At 49.1% G+C, this 15,279-nt stretch carries 16 protein-coding genes; 6 read left to right on the top strand and 10 right to left on the bottom strand.

Annotation, left to right across the window (positions count from 1 at the left end; genetic code table 11):
- Positions 1–196: 196 nt before the first annotated feature.
- On the top strand, positions 197–1,003 hold the full coding sequence (locus G548_RS17115; RefSeq protein WP_022792533.1) for a 2OG-Fe dioxygenase family protein: 807 nt from the start codon (positions 197–199) through the stop codon (positions 1,001–1,003).
- A gap of 47 nt (positions 1,004–1,050) precedes the next feature.
- Here G548_RS17115 and G548_RS0102275 read toward each other — a convergent pair whose 3' ends face one another.
- The 3 genes from G548_RS0102275 to G548_RS0102265 all read right to left on the bottom strand — a co-directional run bounded on the left by G548_RS0102275 (position 1,051) and on the right by G548_RS0102265 (position 3,282).
- Positions 1,051–1,293 carry a DUF2584 family protein gene (locus tag G548_RS0102275; protein ID WP_022792532.1) on the bottom strand — a complete coding sequence of 81 codons (243 nt, stop codon included), beginning with the start codon at positions 1,291–1,293 and terminating at the stop codon, positions 1,051–1,053.
- Positions 1,294–1,350: 57 nt separating this feature from the next.
- Entirely contained in the window at positions 1,351–2,271 is a 921-nt protein-coding gene (locus G548_RS0102270) for a nucleoside hydrolase (RefSeq protein ID WP_022792531.1), read from the bottom strand.
- A gap of 90 nt (positions 2,272–2,361) precedes the next feature.
- Positions 2,362–3,282, bottom strand: a complete 921-nt coding sequence (locus tag G548_RS0102265; protein WP_022792530.1) for a manganese catalase family protein — start codon at positions 3,280–3,282, stop codon at positions 2,362–2,364.
- Between the two features lie 234 nt (positions 3,283–3,516).
- Here G548_RS0102265 and G548_RS0102260 point away from each other — a divergent pair, with 234 nt between their 5' ends.
- Complete coding sequence (locus G548_RS0102260; protein WP_022792529.1) at positions 3,517–3,945, top strand: pyridoxamine 5'-phosphate oxidase family protein; 429 nt, start codon at positions 3,517–3,519, stop codon at positions 3,943–3,945.
- 45 nt (positions 3,946–3,990) lie between these two features.
- Here G548_RS0102260 and G548_RS0102255 read toward each other — a convergent pair whose 3' ends face one another.
- Both G548_RS0102255 and G548_RS17105 read right to left on the bottom strand, forming a co-directional pair.
- Complete coding sequence (locus tag G548_RS0102255) at positions 3,991–4,629, bottom strand: SDR family oxidoreductase (RefSeq protein ID WP_022792528.1); 639 nt, start codon at positions 4,627–4,629, stop codon at positions 3,991–3,993.
- A gap of 43 nt (positions 4,630–4,672) precedes the next feature.
- Positions 4,673–5,626, bottom strand: a complete 954-nt coding sequence (locus tag G548_RS17105) for a DMT family transporter (RefSeq protein WP_022792527.1) — start codon at positions 5,624–5,626, stop codon at positions 4,673–4,675.
- Between the two features lie 200 nt (positions 5,627–5,826).
- On the opposite strand from G548_RS17105, the gene G548_RS0102245 reads away from it, so the two are divergent.
- A complete protein-coding gene (locus G548_RS0102245) occupies positions 5,827–7,278 on the top strand; it encodes an aldehyde dehydrogenase family protein (RefSeq protein WP_022792526.1) in 1,452 nt (483 codons plus the stop codon).
- Between the two features lie 105 nt (positions 7,279–7,383).
- Positions 7,384–7,584: a hypothetical protein gene (locus G548_RS0102240; protein ID WP_022792525.1), complete on the top strand. Its 201-nt coding sequence runs from the start codon at positions 7,384–7,386 to the stop codon at positions 7,582–7,584.
- 109 nt (positions 7,585–7,693) lie between these two features.
- Here the strand turns inward: G548_RS0102240 and G548_RS0102235 are convergent, their stop codons facing one another.
- The 3 genes from G548_RS0102235 to G548_RS17100 all read right to left on the bottom strand — a co-directional run bounded on the left by G548_RS0102235 (position 7,694) and on the right by G548_RS17100 (position 10,594).
- Positions 7,694–8,164: a GNAT family N-acetyltransferase gene (locus G548_RS0102235; RefSeq protein WP_022792524.1), complete on the bottom strand. Its 471-nt coding sequence runs from the start codon at positions 8,162–8,164 to the stop codon at positions 7,694–7,696.
- A gap of 110 nt (positions 8,165–8,274) precedes the next feature.
- Positions 8,275–8,898, bottom strand: a complete 624-nt coding sequence (locus G548_RS0102230) for a cell wall hydrolase (RefSeq protein ID WP_022792523.1) — start codon at positions 8,896–8,898, stop codon at positions 8,275–8,277.
- 163 nt (positions 8,899–9,061) lie between these two features.
- A complete protein-coding gene (locus tag G548_RS17100) occupies positions 9,062–10,594 on the bottom strand; it encodes a BCCT family transporter (RefSeq protein WP_022792522.1) in 1,533 nt (510 codons plus the stop codon).
- Between the two features lie 396 nt (positions 10,595–10,990).
- Between G548_RS17100 and G548_RS0102220 the strand changes: the two genes are divergently transcribed.
- Complete coding sequence (locus G548_RS0102220; protein WP_022792521.1) at positions 10,991–12,154, top strand: acyl-CoA dehydrogenase family protein; 1,164 nt, start codon at positions 10,991–10,993, stop codon at positions 12,152–12,154.
- A gap of 135 nt (positions 12,155–12,289) precedes the next feature.
- Positions 12,290–13,156 (top strand): SDR family oxidoreductase, encoded by an 867-nt coding sequence (locus G548_RS0102215; protein ID WP_022792520.1) that lies wholly within the window; start codon positions 12,290–12,292, stop codon positions 13,154–13,156.
- Positions 13,157–13,203: 47 nt separating this feature from the next.
- On the opposite strand, the gene G548_RS0102210 is transcribed toward G548_RS0102215, so the two are convergent.
- Positions 13,204–14,268: a sulfite oxidase gene (locus tag G548_RS0102210; protein ID WP_022792519.1), complete on the bottom strand. Its 1,065-nt coding sequence runs from the start codon at positions 14,266–14,268 to the stop codon at positions 13,204–13,206.
- A 17-nt stretch (positions 14,269–14,285) separates the two neighbouring features.
- Entirely contained in the window at positions 14,286–15,155 is an 870-nt protein-coding gene (locus tag G548_RS0102205; RefSeq protein WP_022792518.1) for an SMP-30/gluconolactonase/LRE family protein, read from the bottom strand.
- Positions 15,156–15,279: the final 124 nt, after the last annotated feature.

Below are 15,279 nucleotides of genomic sequence, written 5' to 3'. Positions count from 1 at the left end.
TTCCTCTCTTCGCTGATTTCTTTTGAATTCAAGAACATTTGTTCTTTAATTATAATGAATTTGTCACAAAAACGAAAGACGAAGCCAGGCTTTCATATACTCAACTTCGGCCGGGCGTGATACACTAGCATTTGTGAAAACAATGGAAGGACGCTTCCACTCGAAGAAACCATCATTCGGGAGGAGAAATAGACAAATGAAGCCTTTAAAACAGCATGGATACGAATACTACGATTTAGCCGATATACTGCATGACAGCTACAGCGACGCAGACCTTGCTGCTCTCACCGCCGCCTTTGATGACCTTCCGGCCGACGACTATGCCCCGGATCTGAATCGCTACCGGCAGTACGGCCGCGCCGTCATTTTCCCGGGCACCCACCGGATCGAATGGCTGCCGGAAACGGTTAAAAACGGCAAAAGCTACTACGATTATTTCCAGGGGTCGTTCAATCCGGAATATCCCGATGCAAGCCGCCGCTTCCCCGCAATCCCTGAACACATCAGGAACAACCGGCTGCTCGAAGCACTGATTGCCTTTAATTTCCGCCAGACATTCTGGACGCGCGAAGATGCGCTGATGCCTTTTCATGCAGGCGTCCACTTTGTGAAGCTTCACGTGGAATCGGAAAAAGACGAGGCTTTTTCTTCGCCAAACACGCTGCATCAGGACGGCGAGCCGTTTACATTTGCCCACCTGATCCGCCGGCGCAACATCGAGGGCGCCCGGAACGTCATCTCTGTTCCGGAGGTCCGAGGACAGATGCCGGAGGATGTTGACAAGGAAAAAATCACCGACTCCTTTTACATGACCCGCCCGCTTGAGTCCTACGGGGTGTATGATCCACTGGTCACTCATTACGTCGGCTCCGTACGCAAAGGCCCGGAGGACGGGCCCGGAGAGCGCTCAGCCATCTTAATTGACTATCAGCCGACCGTCGTTGCCAATCCGGATGAAATCCGCAGCATGCACGGCGACACACACAATATGGATTATGTATAAATCAAACCCCCGGTGCCTGCTGCGCCGGGGGTTCACTATTTATCTGCTTAGTTGACCGAGGTTAAGGACACAAGCTCGTATTCAATTGTGGTGCGGTGGGATTCCCACTCCACCCGGTGTATAACCGCCTTGCCAAACGGCACTTTTTCAGCAAAGGTGTGAATGGGAAGCGGGTGATCGAGCGGAAACATTTGATAATTATCTTTGATCAGCCGGAAATTTTTTTCATCGAGGCGCTCGGCCTGCTTATTCGTAATGATTTCCCAGTTCATTTCTACAGAAAAACCCATATTCGTCCCTCCTGCTCCCTTGTCTCTATAATTATAACGCTTACTTTTCTATTTCCATTATGGCAGATTTTTAAGCGATTGTACGATTAAATCCCAAAATTTATCATTATTGATTTCTACTGCAACCTGCACCGATCCTTCTGCCACGGAAGCATCAATAACTGTTTCCCCGTACGTATGCTTTCCTGCTGTTTCCACCTTTACCTCGGCCGATTCAAATGTAAACAGGGACGGCTGCAGGCACACCGCTACTGCGCAGGGATCGTGGACCGGAGGAAGTGCCAGCTGAAAACGCTCCTCATAGGCACGCTGGAAGTGATCAAGCAGTTCATACGTAAACTGGGCTGCCATTGTCGGTATCTCTTTAATCCGTTCCACTACAGCCTCGGAAGATAACGCCTGATGAGTAACATCGAGGCCGCACATCGTGATTGGGATGCCGCTCGCAAAAACGATTTCTGCTGCTTCTGCATCTGCATAAATATTAAACTCTGCCGCAGGCGTCCAATTGCCAAACGTTCCGCCGCCCATAATCGACAGGTGGCGGATGCGGCCAGCCGCCTTCGGGTTCTTCCGGCATAACATCGCAAGATTCGTTAACGGGCCAGTGGCAATAACGGTAATCTCTTCCTCTGACTGAAGCAGTATCTCTTCCATCACATCCACCGCATGTCTTTCCTCCACCGTATGTGTCGGCACTGGAAGCTCTGGTCCGTCAAGGCCGGACTCACCGTGAATAGAAGGAGCGTGCTCCGGCATGCGGATCAGGGGTCTTGCTGCCCCTTCTGCCACCGGCACTCTGTTCAGGCCTGCAGTATCAGCGGCCACTAACGCATTTCTTGTTGTTTTTCCTATATCAGCATTGCCTGAAACAGTCGTCACAGCCCGGATCTCCATGTCCGGGTGGCCGGCTGCAAGAAATAATGCAATTACGTCGTCGTGTCCCGGGTCCATATCCATAATTACTGGTATTTTCATCTGCTGCTTCCTTTCTTTCTGCGGCTGTATGTTTATTCAAACCAAAAGCACCGCCAGCTGGCGGTGCTTGCTTGTTTCGCAATCCGGTATTTAAAGTCCTGCTTCGTAGTTCAATTTTTTCGACATTTCCCGGAACTGCTGCTCGTCAAATCCCGGCGCGAATTCCTCCGGAATGTGGTCGAGGTTCGGAATTTCCCCGCCCTCCGGTGTCGGCATGTCGCTGACTACCTCGAGTTCGCCCGGCGGCCCGACCGGTGTCGGTCCGTTCCAGATCCGGTCAAGCATGGTGTAATCGTTATCGCTGAAACGATAGAGCTTACGGTGCGCTCCCTTCGCTTCATATTTCTGGGCATGATCATACTTACTGTTATCAAGGTCCGGTACCGGAAGCATTTTTGTTACATCTACGCCTGTTAATTTCTCCAGCGCTTTAGCATAGGCTACTACGTGCACGCCGCCGCGCACAAGCAGATAGCCGCACAGTTCACGGGCGGTTTCATTGTCGGTCATTTGATAAACCCGCATCTTATGCGTTCTTGCTCCGCATTCGAGGTAAAAGTTATGAAGCAGGTCGTTGACGAGGTTACCGCTTGTAAAGACGTTGTCCCCTGTCCACGGTGCTCCCATCGAATCCTTCGGTACAGAATTCTGTCCGGCAAAAATGAAGCTTTGCGGATTTCTTGAATCCATGGCTTCACTGAGCGGTGTACTGTCCGGGTTGGCCGGGTCCTGGCCACTTTGGCTTGTGGAACCCTGCAGGCATAAATTTATTGTATTGGCAACCAGCTCTACGTGTCCGAGTTCCTCGGCTGTAATGCTTGCGACTAAATCGTAAAAGGGGCGTAGCTGCTTTTTGCTGCGAAAATTAAACGACTGGAATAAATAGTTATTGAGCGTTGACATTTCACCGAATTTTCCACCTAAAAGCTCCTGTACGACGTTGGCTGAGTTAGCGTCTGGATTACTGGGCGTTGGGAGGTCGATCTGCAGTTTATCAATTCTCTTAAACACAATGATTCCTCCTATAGGTTTAAATTCGTATTTCGCTAGCAAAATACACTTACCTATTACCGCTCTCCTTATAAAACAAACGCCCGATTTTTTTATATTAACAATATTCATTCTTTTCATACAATTCATATTGATTATAAAAAATCCTATTTTTCCGGCTTTGAACCCATGTTTAAAAGTACGTAACGGCAGGAATAATGATAATTAGTTTCATTACGAAAGGAAGGATTATCCATGGATAAAAAAGAAGCACAAAGATACGCACTAGATATTATTGACAGCAACAAAGTAGGCGTCCTTGCGACGATTGAGGGCAACAAGCCCCATTCCCGTTACATGACATTCTACAATGAAAATTTTACTCTTCTTACACCAACGAGCAGCAAAACCCACAAGGCGGAAGAAATCGAAAAGAATTCCAACGTTCACATTCTGCTTGGCTACGATGGTGAAGGATACGGAGACGCGTTTGTTGAAATTTCCGGCAAAGCAGTAATCCGTCATGATCAGGAAACGAAAGAAAAGGTTTGGACAGACAGCGTACAATCCTGGCTCGGCTCCCCTGACAACCCAGAATATATTGTCCTCGAAATCCAGCCGGACTCTATCCGCCTGATGAATTCTAAAGGAGATACTCCTGAGGAAATCGATTTTTCTTCTTAAGCAGAAAATAGATCCCGCCGGCATCCGTACCGGCGGGATCTATTTTTATAAAGCCTTCCAGGCCTCGTGAATATCCATCTCTCCTGCAAGCAGTTCGACCGTCTGCCCCCTGGCGTTTTCAATGTCGAGGGCGGCGATCATCGTGCGGGCAACGTCCTCTCTGGAAATATCTCTTTGTTCAGGGCTGGAGAGCTTTTCTGCAAGCTCGATTTTCCCTGTACCTTTATCAAACGTAAGCCTTCCCGGACGGACAATCGTGTACGGCAGCCCGCTGCTCTGCAGATGCTTGTCTGCATTCAGCTTTGCTTCTGCGTAATGCTTAATAGACCCCTGCGGGTTGTCAACACCGATACCGCTGAGCATAACGTAGTGCTGCACGTCCTGGACTCTTGCTGCATCAATCGTTTTCTTCGCTCCCTGCTGATCTACGCTCACCGTTTTTTCGGGTCCGGTTGAAGATCCCGAGCCGGCAGCAAACATAACCGCGTCCATGCCCTTTAAAGCGGACGCCGGGTTTTCTTCAAGGTCTGCAAGAATCGTGGATGACGCCCCCAGTTTTTTAAGCTCATCGGCCTGGGAGACTGCACGTACCATAGCATGCGGAGTATGCTCCGGATGGGCTGCGAGCTGTTCAACCAGCAGACGTCCCGTATGCCCGTTCGCTCCTATGACTAATACATCCATTTTAATGCCTCCTTTTTTACATTTGTTCCCTGCAGTCTTCAGTTTAAACGTCTCCGCCAGGCTTCTTCTCCCACTCGTTTTGCGGTCTCTTCCGTCTGTTCCCGCGCTTTTTCCGGAACTTTCCCGGTCTTGAATAAATGGATAGAACGACCGCCGAAAAAATAAGAACGATGCCAAGCCCCTGCCAGCTGCTCAGCCTGTCCCCAAAAGCGAATACGCCGATCACAATGGCCACCATCGGCTCCACGGTGGATAAAATCGCCGCTTTGCCGGACTCAATATATTTCAGCCCGATTGTAAACAGAATATACGCAGCAATCGTGGAAAGAAGAATTCCGCCAAGACCGTACATCCACATCATCGGCTCCTGGATGGCTTCTTCATTTGCCAAAAGGCCGCTGAAAGGGACCATTACCACCCCTCCGGCGAGCATGGTGTAGGCAGTGATTGTAATGGAATGATATTTCGGTGTCACAAATTTGCCGAGAATACTGTACAGGCCACAGCATAAACCGGAAAGCAGGCCGATCATAAGAATCGACAGTGACATTCCGCCCGCGCCTCCGGGAAGAAGACCCGCCACCAGCGCGCAGCCGGCGATCGTAAGCAAAATAGCTGCCAGCTTATTCATTGTTATTTTTTCTTTAAACACAAATCTTGAAATGAGCGCTACAAACACCGGGCTGGTGTAGAGGAGCACGACGGCAATGGAAAGCGAGGCTTCGTTCATAACAGTGAAATAACACCAGTTAAAAAGAGCTATGCTGCCGACGCCGAGCCCGATAAAGTGCGGAAGATCATACCAACGGACCTTTAGAAGATACGGCCGGATCAGGGCTACAGCCAGAAATAAGATCAGAGCCGAGCCGGCCATACGCAGAGCTACTACCTGATCGGGCTCGATATTGTACCGGTACATGTTCTGTACGAACAATCCTGTAAATCCCCAAAACGAAGCGCCGGCGACTGCAAATAAATAGGCAGTGGATGGTTTCACAGCAGCTCCCCCCTTTATATGGATCTTTTTCCTCCAGCTCCGCTATCATCTCAGATTTCTACGCCGGCTTTCTATATATTTTTAATTATTCTTAAATAGTATTGACCTTTTCTGATCTTAAATGTTTGAAAAAATACAGCGCGAGGTATATTATACATTGCTACCGGATCCTAACCGGTAATTACGAAAGGATGGTTGCTATGCATACCGATTTTACAAAGCAGTATATTAACGGCTCCTGGGTGAGCGGCTCATCCAGCAAAACAATCGAAAATACTAATCCTTATAACGGCGAATCACTGGGAACAATTGCTTCTGCAGACGCCAATGATCTTGACCGCGCGTATCAGTCGGCCAATGACTATCAAAAAACGTGGGACGCCCACAGCCCCGCTGAAAAACAGCAGTATCTCCATCGTCTGTATGATGTCATGCAGAACCAGAAGGAGACCATCGTGGAATGGCTGATCAAGGAATCCGGAAGCAGCCGACTGAAGGCGGAAACAGAATTCAATACAGCTTCTAACATTGTTTTTGAATCCACTTCATTTCCTAACCGGGTTCACGGAACGACCGCTCCTTCGAATACGCCCGGCAAAGAAAACTACACCTTCCGTTCGGGCAAAGGAGTTATTGGAGTTATCGGCCCATGGAACTTCCCGTTCCACCTCGCAATGAGAACAATTGCGCCGGCAGTGGCAACAGGTAATACTGTCGTAGTTAAACCGGCATCCGACACACCGGCTACATCCGGACTGCTGATTGCAGCCTTGTTTGAAGAAGCCGGGTTTCCGGCAGGCGTAATTCACGTCACAGCCGGACGCGGCTCTGAAATTGGCGATGCGTTCGTTACTCATGAAGTTCCGGCTCTGTTATCGTTCACCGGATCCACCGAAGTCGGCACGCACATTGCCGAGCTCGCGGCGCAGAACTTAAAAGAAACCGCACTTGAGCTTGGCGGCAACAATGCCATGGTTGTTCTTCAGGACGCCGAGGTGAAAAAGGCTGCCAAAGCAGCAGTGTTCGGTTCCTTCCTTCACCAGGGACAGATTTGTCTCGCATTGAACCGCGTGATTATTCACGATGACATTTACGATGAATTTGTCGAAGAATTCACCCGCGTGGCGAAAACGCTAAAAGCTGGTGACCCTTCTGACGAAAACGTCATTGTCGGCCCGATCATTAATGAAGAACAGGTCAAAAATATAGAAAAACTGGTTCAGGGCACGATTGATGCCGGAGGTAAACTTCAGACAGAGTTTGAAATTAACGGCCAGGTTATACCGCCCGTCGTTCTTTCCGAAGTAACTAACGACATGCCGGCAGCAAAGGATGAAGTCTTCGGCCCTGTCGCAACATTACTCCGGGCATCGAGCGAGGACGAAGCCATCCGCATTGCCAACGATTCTCCTTACGGCCTGAGCGGCTCGGTCTTCACGCAGGATCGTTACCGGGGCATGCAGGCAGCTCGCCGTATTAATTCCGGCATGGTTCACGTAAATGACCAGTCCGTAAACGATGAAGCCCACCTGCCATTTGGCGGCGAGAAGCAATCCGGCATCGGACGCTTTAACGGCGAATGGGTTTTAGATGAATTTACGACCGAGCAGTGGATCAGCGTACAGGCGCAGGACCGCCCTTATCCATTGTAATTTCTCCGGAAATTTGACGCTGAATTTGTTCTGTTTCCTTTTATTACCTTGCTACCTGCTCTAAAATTGATTACTCTATATAGAGAGGGGTAAGGAGGTTTGGAAGTGGAACAGGAAAAAGACGTAAAAATATTTGATAAAGACGAACTTTTGTATTTTGATGGAAAAGAGTGCAGGATGATCGCGGAGTATGAACGCACAATTTGTGTCGAATACGTTCATTACCCGTTCGCCGGCCAGGAGGAAGAATTTCCTTATCCACGCGTTATTCTTCGTAAGGGAGAAGTCGAACGCTCAGCTGTCTAAACGAAAAGTTTGCTTTAAAATAACAGCAAAAAACAGGGACTGTCCTTTTCCGGGGCAGTCCCTGTTTTGTATTCCTTGATGGAGGTCTTAGCGCTCCGTCTTTCATTCGTTACAGCAGCTTGGCCATAACTACGACGCCAAATGGCGGCAGCCCTTCTTTTTCTGCAGTATACTCCCTTACCGTTTCGTAGCCCATCCGCTGATACATACGGACGTTTTGCGGCGTCGACGCCCGTACTTTACAATAAACTCCTTCAAACTGTTCTTCTGCTGCAGCTTCCTCTACCCAGCGGACAAGTGCTGCGGCAGCCCCGTGACCGCGGTAGGACGGACGAACCGAAAGACGGTGGAAGTACATATAATTCTCCTCTGGCCGGAAGCGGATCATCGCGGCCGCTTCCCCGTTCATCCACCAGACGGCGGCTCGTTCTCCCTGCTCCATTTCGGCCTGAATCGCCTCTGTGGTTTCCTGAATAGCTCCTGACGGAGGCGATTCGTCCCGGTACTCCCAGAACGCTTCATACATAATGGCGTTAATCAGGGCTGCTTCTGACGGTCCTGCTTCTGTTATGTCTTTCATTCTTTTCCTCCTGGCACCTTCCAAATCCATACTTATGATCATTTATCGTATCATATTTATCCAGGCACGAAAAAAGAACCTGCCCCCGGCAGGTTCCTCGCTTTTCATTATCAGCTTGCAAAAACGTGCTGGCCAATGGATAAATTCGGCGTCCGGGTCCAGATCCAGTCAGAGGTTACATCCTCCGGGTTGTAATAATACATCGAACCACGGGACGGGTCATAGCCATTCCATGCCTGCTTGACCGCTTCATACGCTGTCTGGTCCGGTGTCATACTGTACTGGCCGTCAGCTACTGCGGTAAAAGCATTCTGCTGTTGAATGACGCCGTTTACGTTATTGGGAAATTCAGCAGATTCAAGACGATTTAAAATAACCGCTGCCACCCCTATCTGCCCTTCAAATGATTCCCCGCGGGCTTCCCCGTAGACCGCCTTAGCCACTGATGTAACTTCATCTATGCGGCTGGTTGTCTGCGGACCCGCCGCACCGTCCACGATTAAACCAAAATCAGTTTGAAACTGCTGTACTGCCTGTGAGGTTGCTGTGCCGTAATAGCCGGTCGCATTCGTATGTAAGTAGCCCATCTGTATTAAATCCTGCTGAAGCGCCGTTACTTCCGGTCCCTGTGCTTCCATTTCAAGCATAGATGCCTTAGTGGTGTTCGGTGAAGCGAAAATAAAGATTGTAGCCATAATTGCAAAAATAGTGCTTAATAGTAATTTCTTTTTCACTTTTTCACCTCCACACATGATTATATCCAAAAAATTCAATTTTCTAAACAACTTTCCTTCGTTACTGGAAAAGTATATAAGAAGGTACTAAGTGCTGGTCTTAAACAGTTCCAATTTTTACCAAAAAGAGCCCCCATGAAAAATGGGGGCCCTGACACTCTTTTTAAGAAGCTTTATCCGGTTTATCTGTATTTTTACTTTTATCCTTCGTTTCAATATCTGTTTCTTCCCGGAGTGCTTTAAACAGGGAATAGACCATTAATATCATCACGATGGAAAACGGGAGCGCCGATATAATCATCACGTTCTGCAAAGCATCTATCCCTCCGGAATAAAGCAGTACGGCCGCGGTGGCCGAGAGCATAATACCCCAGATGAATTTTACGACTGCCGATGGATTTAACGCCCCGTTCGATGTCTGCATGCCAAGCACAAACGTCGCAGAATCGGCGGACGTGATAAAGAATGAGACGATTAAAAGGAGTGTAATAACAGACAACACAGCGCTGAGCGGGTATTGATCAAATACGCCAAAGATGGCTTCCTCCGCAGCCAGCGAGGACACGTCTGCAAGACCCGTGCTCTGGACGTTTAACGTCGCACCGCCAAACAGGGAGAACCAGATAAAGCTGACGATCGACGGCACCAGAATGACGCCGATGGTAAATTCCTTCAATGTCCTCCCTCTTGAAACACGGGCAATAAATATGCCAACAAATGGCGACCAGGAGATCCACCAGGCCCAGTAGAAGATAGTCCACGCATTAATCCATTCCCTTGCGCTGTCGGACGTTGGTGCGATCCGGAAGCTCATACTCGGAAGCGACTGCAGATACGTCCCGATCGTATTTGTGAACAAGTTCATGGAAAATAATGTTGGCCCGACAAAAAGCATTAAGATAAATAAGGCGATTGTTAAGTATATGTTCGCATTACTCAGGAATTTGATTCCTTTATTTAAGCCGGTATACGCTGAGATTAAAAACAAAACAGTAATAACGATGATCACAATCAGCTGCACCGTATAATTGTTTGGTGTATCAAACAAATAAGCCATACCGCCGGACACCTGCGCCGCTCCAATACCAAGGGTGGTCGCAATACCTGATACCGTTGCAACCAGGGCGATGATGTCCACTACTTTTCCGCCGATGCCTTTTTCGTTCATAATCGGACTGAGCATGGCGCTTACCATGCCGGGAGCACCGCGCCGGAAGGTGAAATACGCAAAACAGATGGCCGTAATACCGTAAATCGCCCATGGGTGAATGCCCCAGTGCAAAAACATGTAGCGCATGGAATCGACGAGTGCCTGGTCCGTGCCGACCTCTGCTTCCGGGGCATTCGTTGCATAGTGCGAAACCGTTTCCGCCCCGCTCCAGAATACAAGCCCGACGCCCATGCCGGCACTAAACAGCATGGCAAACCAGGTGGGATAGCTGTATTCCGGCCGGTCCTCCGGCCTTCCGAGACGGATATTTCCATACCTGCTGAAAATAAAGTAAATACATAAAAGAACAAATGCCGATACAATTAAAAGATAATACCACCCAAAACGGTTCGAGACGAACGTCTGCACTGCGGAAGTGGCATTAAAAAACGATTCCGGGACTGCGACTCCGACAACCGCCATAATAAGTAGTATTACCAAGGCTCCGTAAAACACAAAGCCTACTCTTGGTTTTTGATTATCCACGATGGGACCCCTTCCTGTTTATGTATGCTGAAAATTATGGAACTTTTGCATTATGCAGAATTAATCGAAAAATAACAAATACACTAATTTCATAGAATTAACCATAATTCGCGATAATTTGTGATTATATTAACTATACTCATTATATAATGATATCACCGTCTATATCGCGACTTAACTGTTTTTTTCGGCAAAATAATAAAATGACGTCAGGTTTTCTTACGTACTTTTTCTTTCTTTAAGCCTTATGCCACCGCAAACAAGCCTCATTATCCTTTATTTTCCTTATGTAAGCTGTTTTTTTGCTTCCGCAGAGGGAATATGATTTCATATACATGCATACAAAAGCCCGGCACCCTTATTCAAATAAAATCCCACCATTTTGGAGGTACCAGTATGACTATGACGACCCTTTCTACAAAAGCTGAGCGGCTGCGGCAGCTCGAAGACACATCTCGTAAATTCGCGGGGCGCGCGGAGGAACATGACCAAAACGGTACCTTTCCAACCGAAAATATTGATGCACTGAAAAGTATTGGCTACCCGGCCTTAACGGCCCCGGCTTCTTTTGGCGGTATTGATGCCGGCCTGCTTGAACTTGTGGAAGCCCAGGAGCTTATCGCCCGCTACGACGGTTCCACATCGCTTGCTATTGGATGGCATGTCGGTATCGTTAAAAATTTAAACGAAACACGGCCCTGGGAGGAAAACCTGTACGGCCGGGTCATGAAAGATGTGGTTGAAAACGGGGCTGTATTGAACAATATAGCGACCGAAGCGGCGACCGGGAGTCCAACGCGCGGCGGCACTCCGGGGACTATCGCCGAGATCCAAAACAGCGGATGGGTGCTGAACGGCCGAAAAACATTCGCTACCATGTCGCCCGTGCTTGATTACTATATCGTCACGGCCCATATTCCAAAAGAAGATGCTACGGCCTACTTTGTTGTGCCAAAAGAAGCTGCAGGCATATCCATTGTCGACACGTGGGATTCGATTGCTATGCGCGCGACCGGCAGCCATGACGTGGTGCTTGAAAATGTCTGGGTGCCAGATAACCACCTGGCCCAATATATCGTTCCCGGCAATAAACCGGCAGCCGGATGGCTTCTGCACATTCCCGCCTGTTACCTCGGAATCGCACAGGCCGCGGCTGATGAAGCCGCCCGCTTTGCTGCTTCCTACTCTCCAAACAGCATTAATGGAACGATCTCGGAGCTTCCGAACGTCCGGGAAAAACTGGGCCGGATGGAGCTTAAACTACTGCAAAGCAGACACTTTCTGCATTCCGTTGCGTTAAAGTGGGATGACTCCAGTGCCGAAGCGAGGCAGCAGATGAAGGGTGAATTAGGTGCAGCCAAAACAAGCATCGTAAACGAAGCCGTAGAGGTAGTGGACCTGGCCATGCGCGTTGCAGGTGCCAGAAGCCTTTCCGCTTCCAGCCCGTTGCAGCGTCATTACCGTGATGTCCGCGCCGGGCTTCATAATCCCCCTATGGACGATATGGTCATTGACCAGCTTGCCGGCCGGCTTCTCGGTTGTCAGCCGCCTTCTTCCTAAGGAACCGCACCCGGCGGTTTCTTTTTTTTATGCCGTTTTCTGCCGCTTTCTCCTCTATTGTACGTTTGTAATATGCATCCTGATGGTATAAATAACAATGTACACATGATTTCAATTTGAGAAAGGATGTTACACATGGATCCTAGAGATATGCAGAACGGAAGTACGCCAAGACAGCGCCAGGACAAACAGCCGGGCATTGAATCGAAGATGGAGCCGCTTCCGGCTCATCCCACCGATTATCAGGGCACCGGGAAACTAAAAGGAAAAGCCGCGCTTATCACCGGCGGCGACAGCGGTATCGGACGCTCGGTTGCTCTTCTTTATGCCAAAGAGGGAGCCAATGTCGCCCTGTCCTACCTTGACGAGCATGACGATGCTGAAGAAACAAAGCGCATGGTGGAAGCGGAAGGAGGCAGGTGCCTGCTGCTTCCGGGAGATATTAAAGAGGAATCCCATTGTATCGATCTCGTAAAACAGACGGCAGAAGAGTTTGGCGGATTAAACATTTTAGTTAACAATGCAGCCATCCAGCACGTCCACGAAAACGTCGAAGATATTCCATCTGACGAATTTGAGGATGTTTTCCGGACCAACTTTTTCTCGCAGTTTTATTTAACAAAAGCAGCTATGGAATATTTGTCCGAAGGCGATTCGATCATTTCCACCTCTTCGATCAACGCCTTCCGGGGCAACCCAATTCTTATGGATTACTCCGCGACAAAAGGGGCAATCACCGCCTTTATGCGAAGCATTGCCCAGAGCCTGGCTTCGAAGGGCATCCGAGTGAACAGCGTCGCTCCAGGGCCTGTATGGACGCCGCTTATTCCGTCCTCCTTTAACGAAGACGGCGTAGAGGATTTCGGACAGGACACGCTGATGAACCGCCCCGGCCAGCCATCAGAACACGCCTGGCCCTATGTAATGCTTGCTTCCGACGAAGCCTCCTACATGACCGGCCAGACAATTCATATCAACGGAGGCGCCTACACCTCTTCTTAACGTCAAAAAGGCTTCGAATCCAAACAACTGGGTTCGAAGCCTCTTTTTTACTTTAGCTTAACCTGAATCATTTCAACCGCATTGTAGCCGTAGCCCTTTTGATTCCAAAAGGCCTGCATAGGCTGCTGGCGGCCTTTGGCATCACAGGCCCTGGCCATTATTGTATATTCTCCGGCCACAGCCTCCTGCCACTCATAGAACCATTTTGTCCATGTGTACGGCGTATCGCTTTGAGGCTCAAGCTGCGTACTGGCCCATGTCTGGCCGCCATCTGTACTTACTTCGACCTGCTCGATAACAGCCTCGCCCGACCAGGCAATGCCCTCTATTATCTGCGTCCCTTCTTTTTTAATCTCCATATCAGCCGGAGACTGGATAATGCTGTTTACATTCATGGTCGTTACCGGAAAGGCGTCCTTCCGGCTGTTTTTGTGCGGATAATAAACATAGTCAATCATCTGAAAGGGACCTTCAAACGTTTCTTTACTTACTGTAATCCGCTCAATCCATTTCATGGAAGCCATTGCGTACCATCCCGGTACGATTAACCGAAGCGGCGCTCCGTGTTTAAAAGAAAGCGGGCGGTCGTTGTATTCGTAGGCGATGATAGTATCCGGATCCATCGCTTTTTCTACCGGAAGACTCCGGGTGTAGGCATAGACGTCCTTTTTGTCGGGGCGCTCTCCCTCGTCCCCTGCGGCAGTGATAATTTCCACAGCGGTCTCCTGCTCCCACCCGGCTCTTTCGAGCAGTGTTTTCAACGGCACTCCCTTCCATTTCCCCTGGCTGATGGCTCCCCGGCCCCATGGCTCACCAAAGGCTTTAGGCTCAAATAAGCTTCTTTTGTTACCAGCACACTCAAGCACTGTCTCTACTGTTCGTGAGGGCAGGGCCTGAATATATTCGATCGACATAAATCCCGGGCTGTCCACGAGCCCGTCAATCGTAAAACCTGCCGATGGTTCCTGGGGGTATGGAAAGTGATTGCGCCGGTAAAAAAGCGAAGAAAGCACGTGTTCGTTTCCAATAAACGGAATAGGTGTCTCCTGATTATCCGGCTCAAGACTTAACGTTTTTAAATACAATTCTTCCGGAGCTCCTTTTGAATACATATTCTCTCCCTTCTTTTTCAGCCTCCAAACGAGTAGGTTGGCATGCCCGGTACGTCGGTACGGATATGGAAGAGGCCGCCTGCATGCGGTTCTTCCCGGAGCTCCTCTTCAGAAAGCTCTCCTCTCGCTGTAGTAATGTACAGGTCTTTTAAATCTTCGCCGCCAAACGCACAGGAGGTTGTTCTCTGTGCCGGAACAGTCACCGTTTCCAGACGCTCGCTCGTCTCCGGGTTCCAGCGTTCAACCTTTCCCAGACGGTGCAGCGCGATCCAAAGCATGCCTTCCTGATCCATGCACATCCCGTCCGGGGAACCTTCCTGAAAGGTAATCGCTGTTCGTTTGCCTGTAATTTCCCCCGTAGCAGCATTTAAATCGTACGCCATGACTTTTTTGGTCGGGGTGTCGATGTAATACATCATACTTCCATCTTCTGTCCATGCCAGACCGTTTGATATAGTGACGCTGTCAAAAATTGTATCGAGACTCATATCTTTATTCAGGCGGTATAAAGCAGCTTCCCCTGTGCCACGCTCGACCGCCATCGTTCCAGCCCAAAAGCGGCCGGACGGATCACACTTCCCGTCATTAAAGCGATTTCCCGGCTTATCCGGCTCCGGATCTATAATTGCCTCTTTCTCCCCGGAGACGAGATCATAGGAATAGAAGCCATCCCTAAGTGCAAGCATCATTCCCCCCTTTTCTCTCGGGACCGCAGCACATACGTGCTGATCGAGCTTACGCTCATAGTGTCGTCCTGAAGAAGGATGATATTCCATTAATTTAAATCCATCAATGTCCACCCAGTATAAAACACCGCGCCCGGCGTCCCAGCTTGGACCTTCCCCAAGCTCTGCTTTCTGATCTATCACAAGTGATGCCTCTCTCATCCTTTTGCCTCCTCTTCGTTATTCTAATGTTCTTCTTCCCCCTCCTCTTCATGTTTAATGCCGGCAAAAGCAATTTTCTTTACTTTTCCTCAGTTTAAAGTTAAACTGATAACAATCATAAAGG

Origin of the sequence: Marinococcus halotolerans DSM 16375, from assembly GCF_000420725.1 — a bacterium.
Classification (GTDB): domain Bacteria; phylum Bacillota; class Bacilli; order Bacillales; family Marinococcaceae; genus Marinococcus; species Marinococcus halotolerans.
Note: the sequence above shows the minus strand (reverse complement) of the source record. Positions and strands in the feature narration are given on the sequence as shown.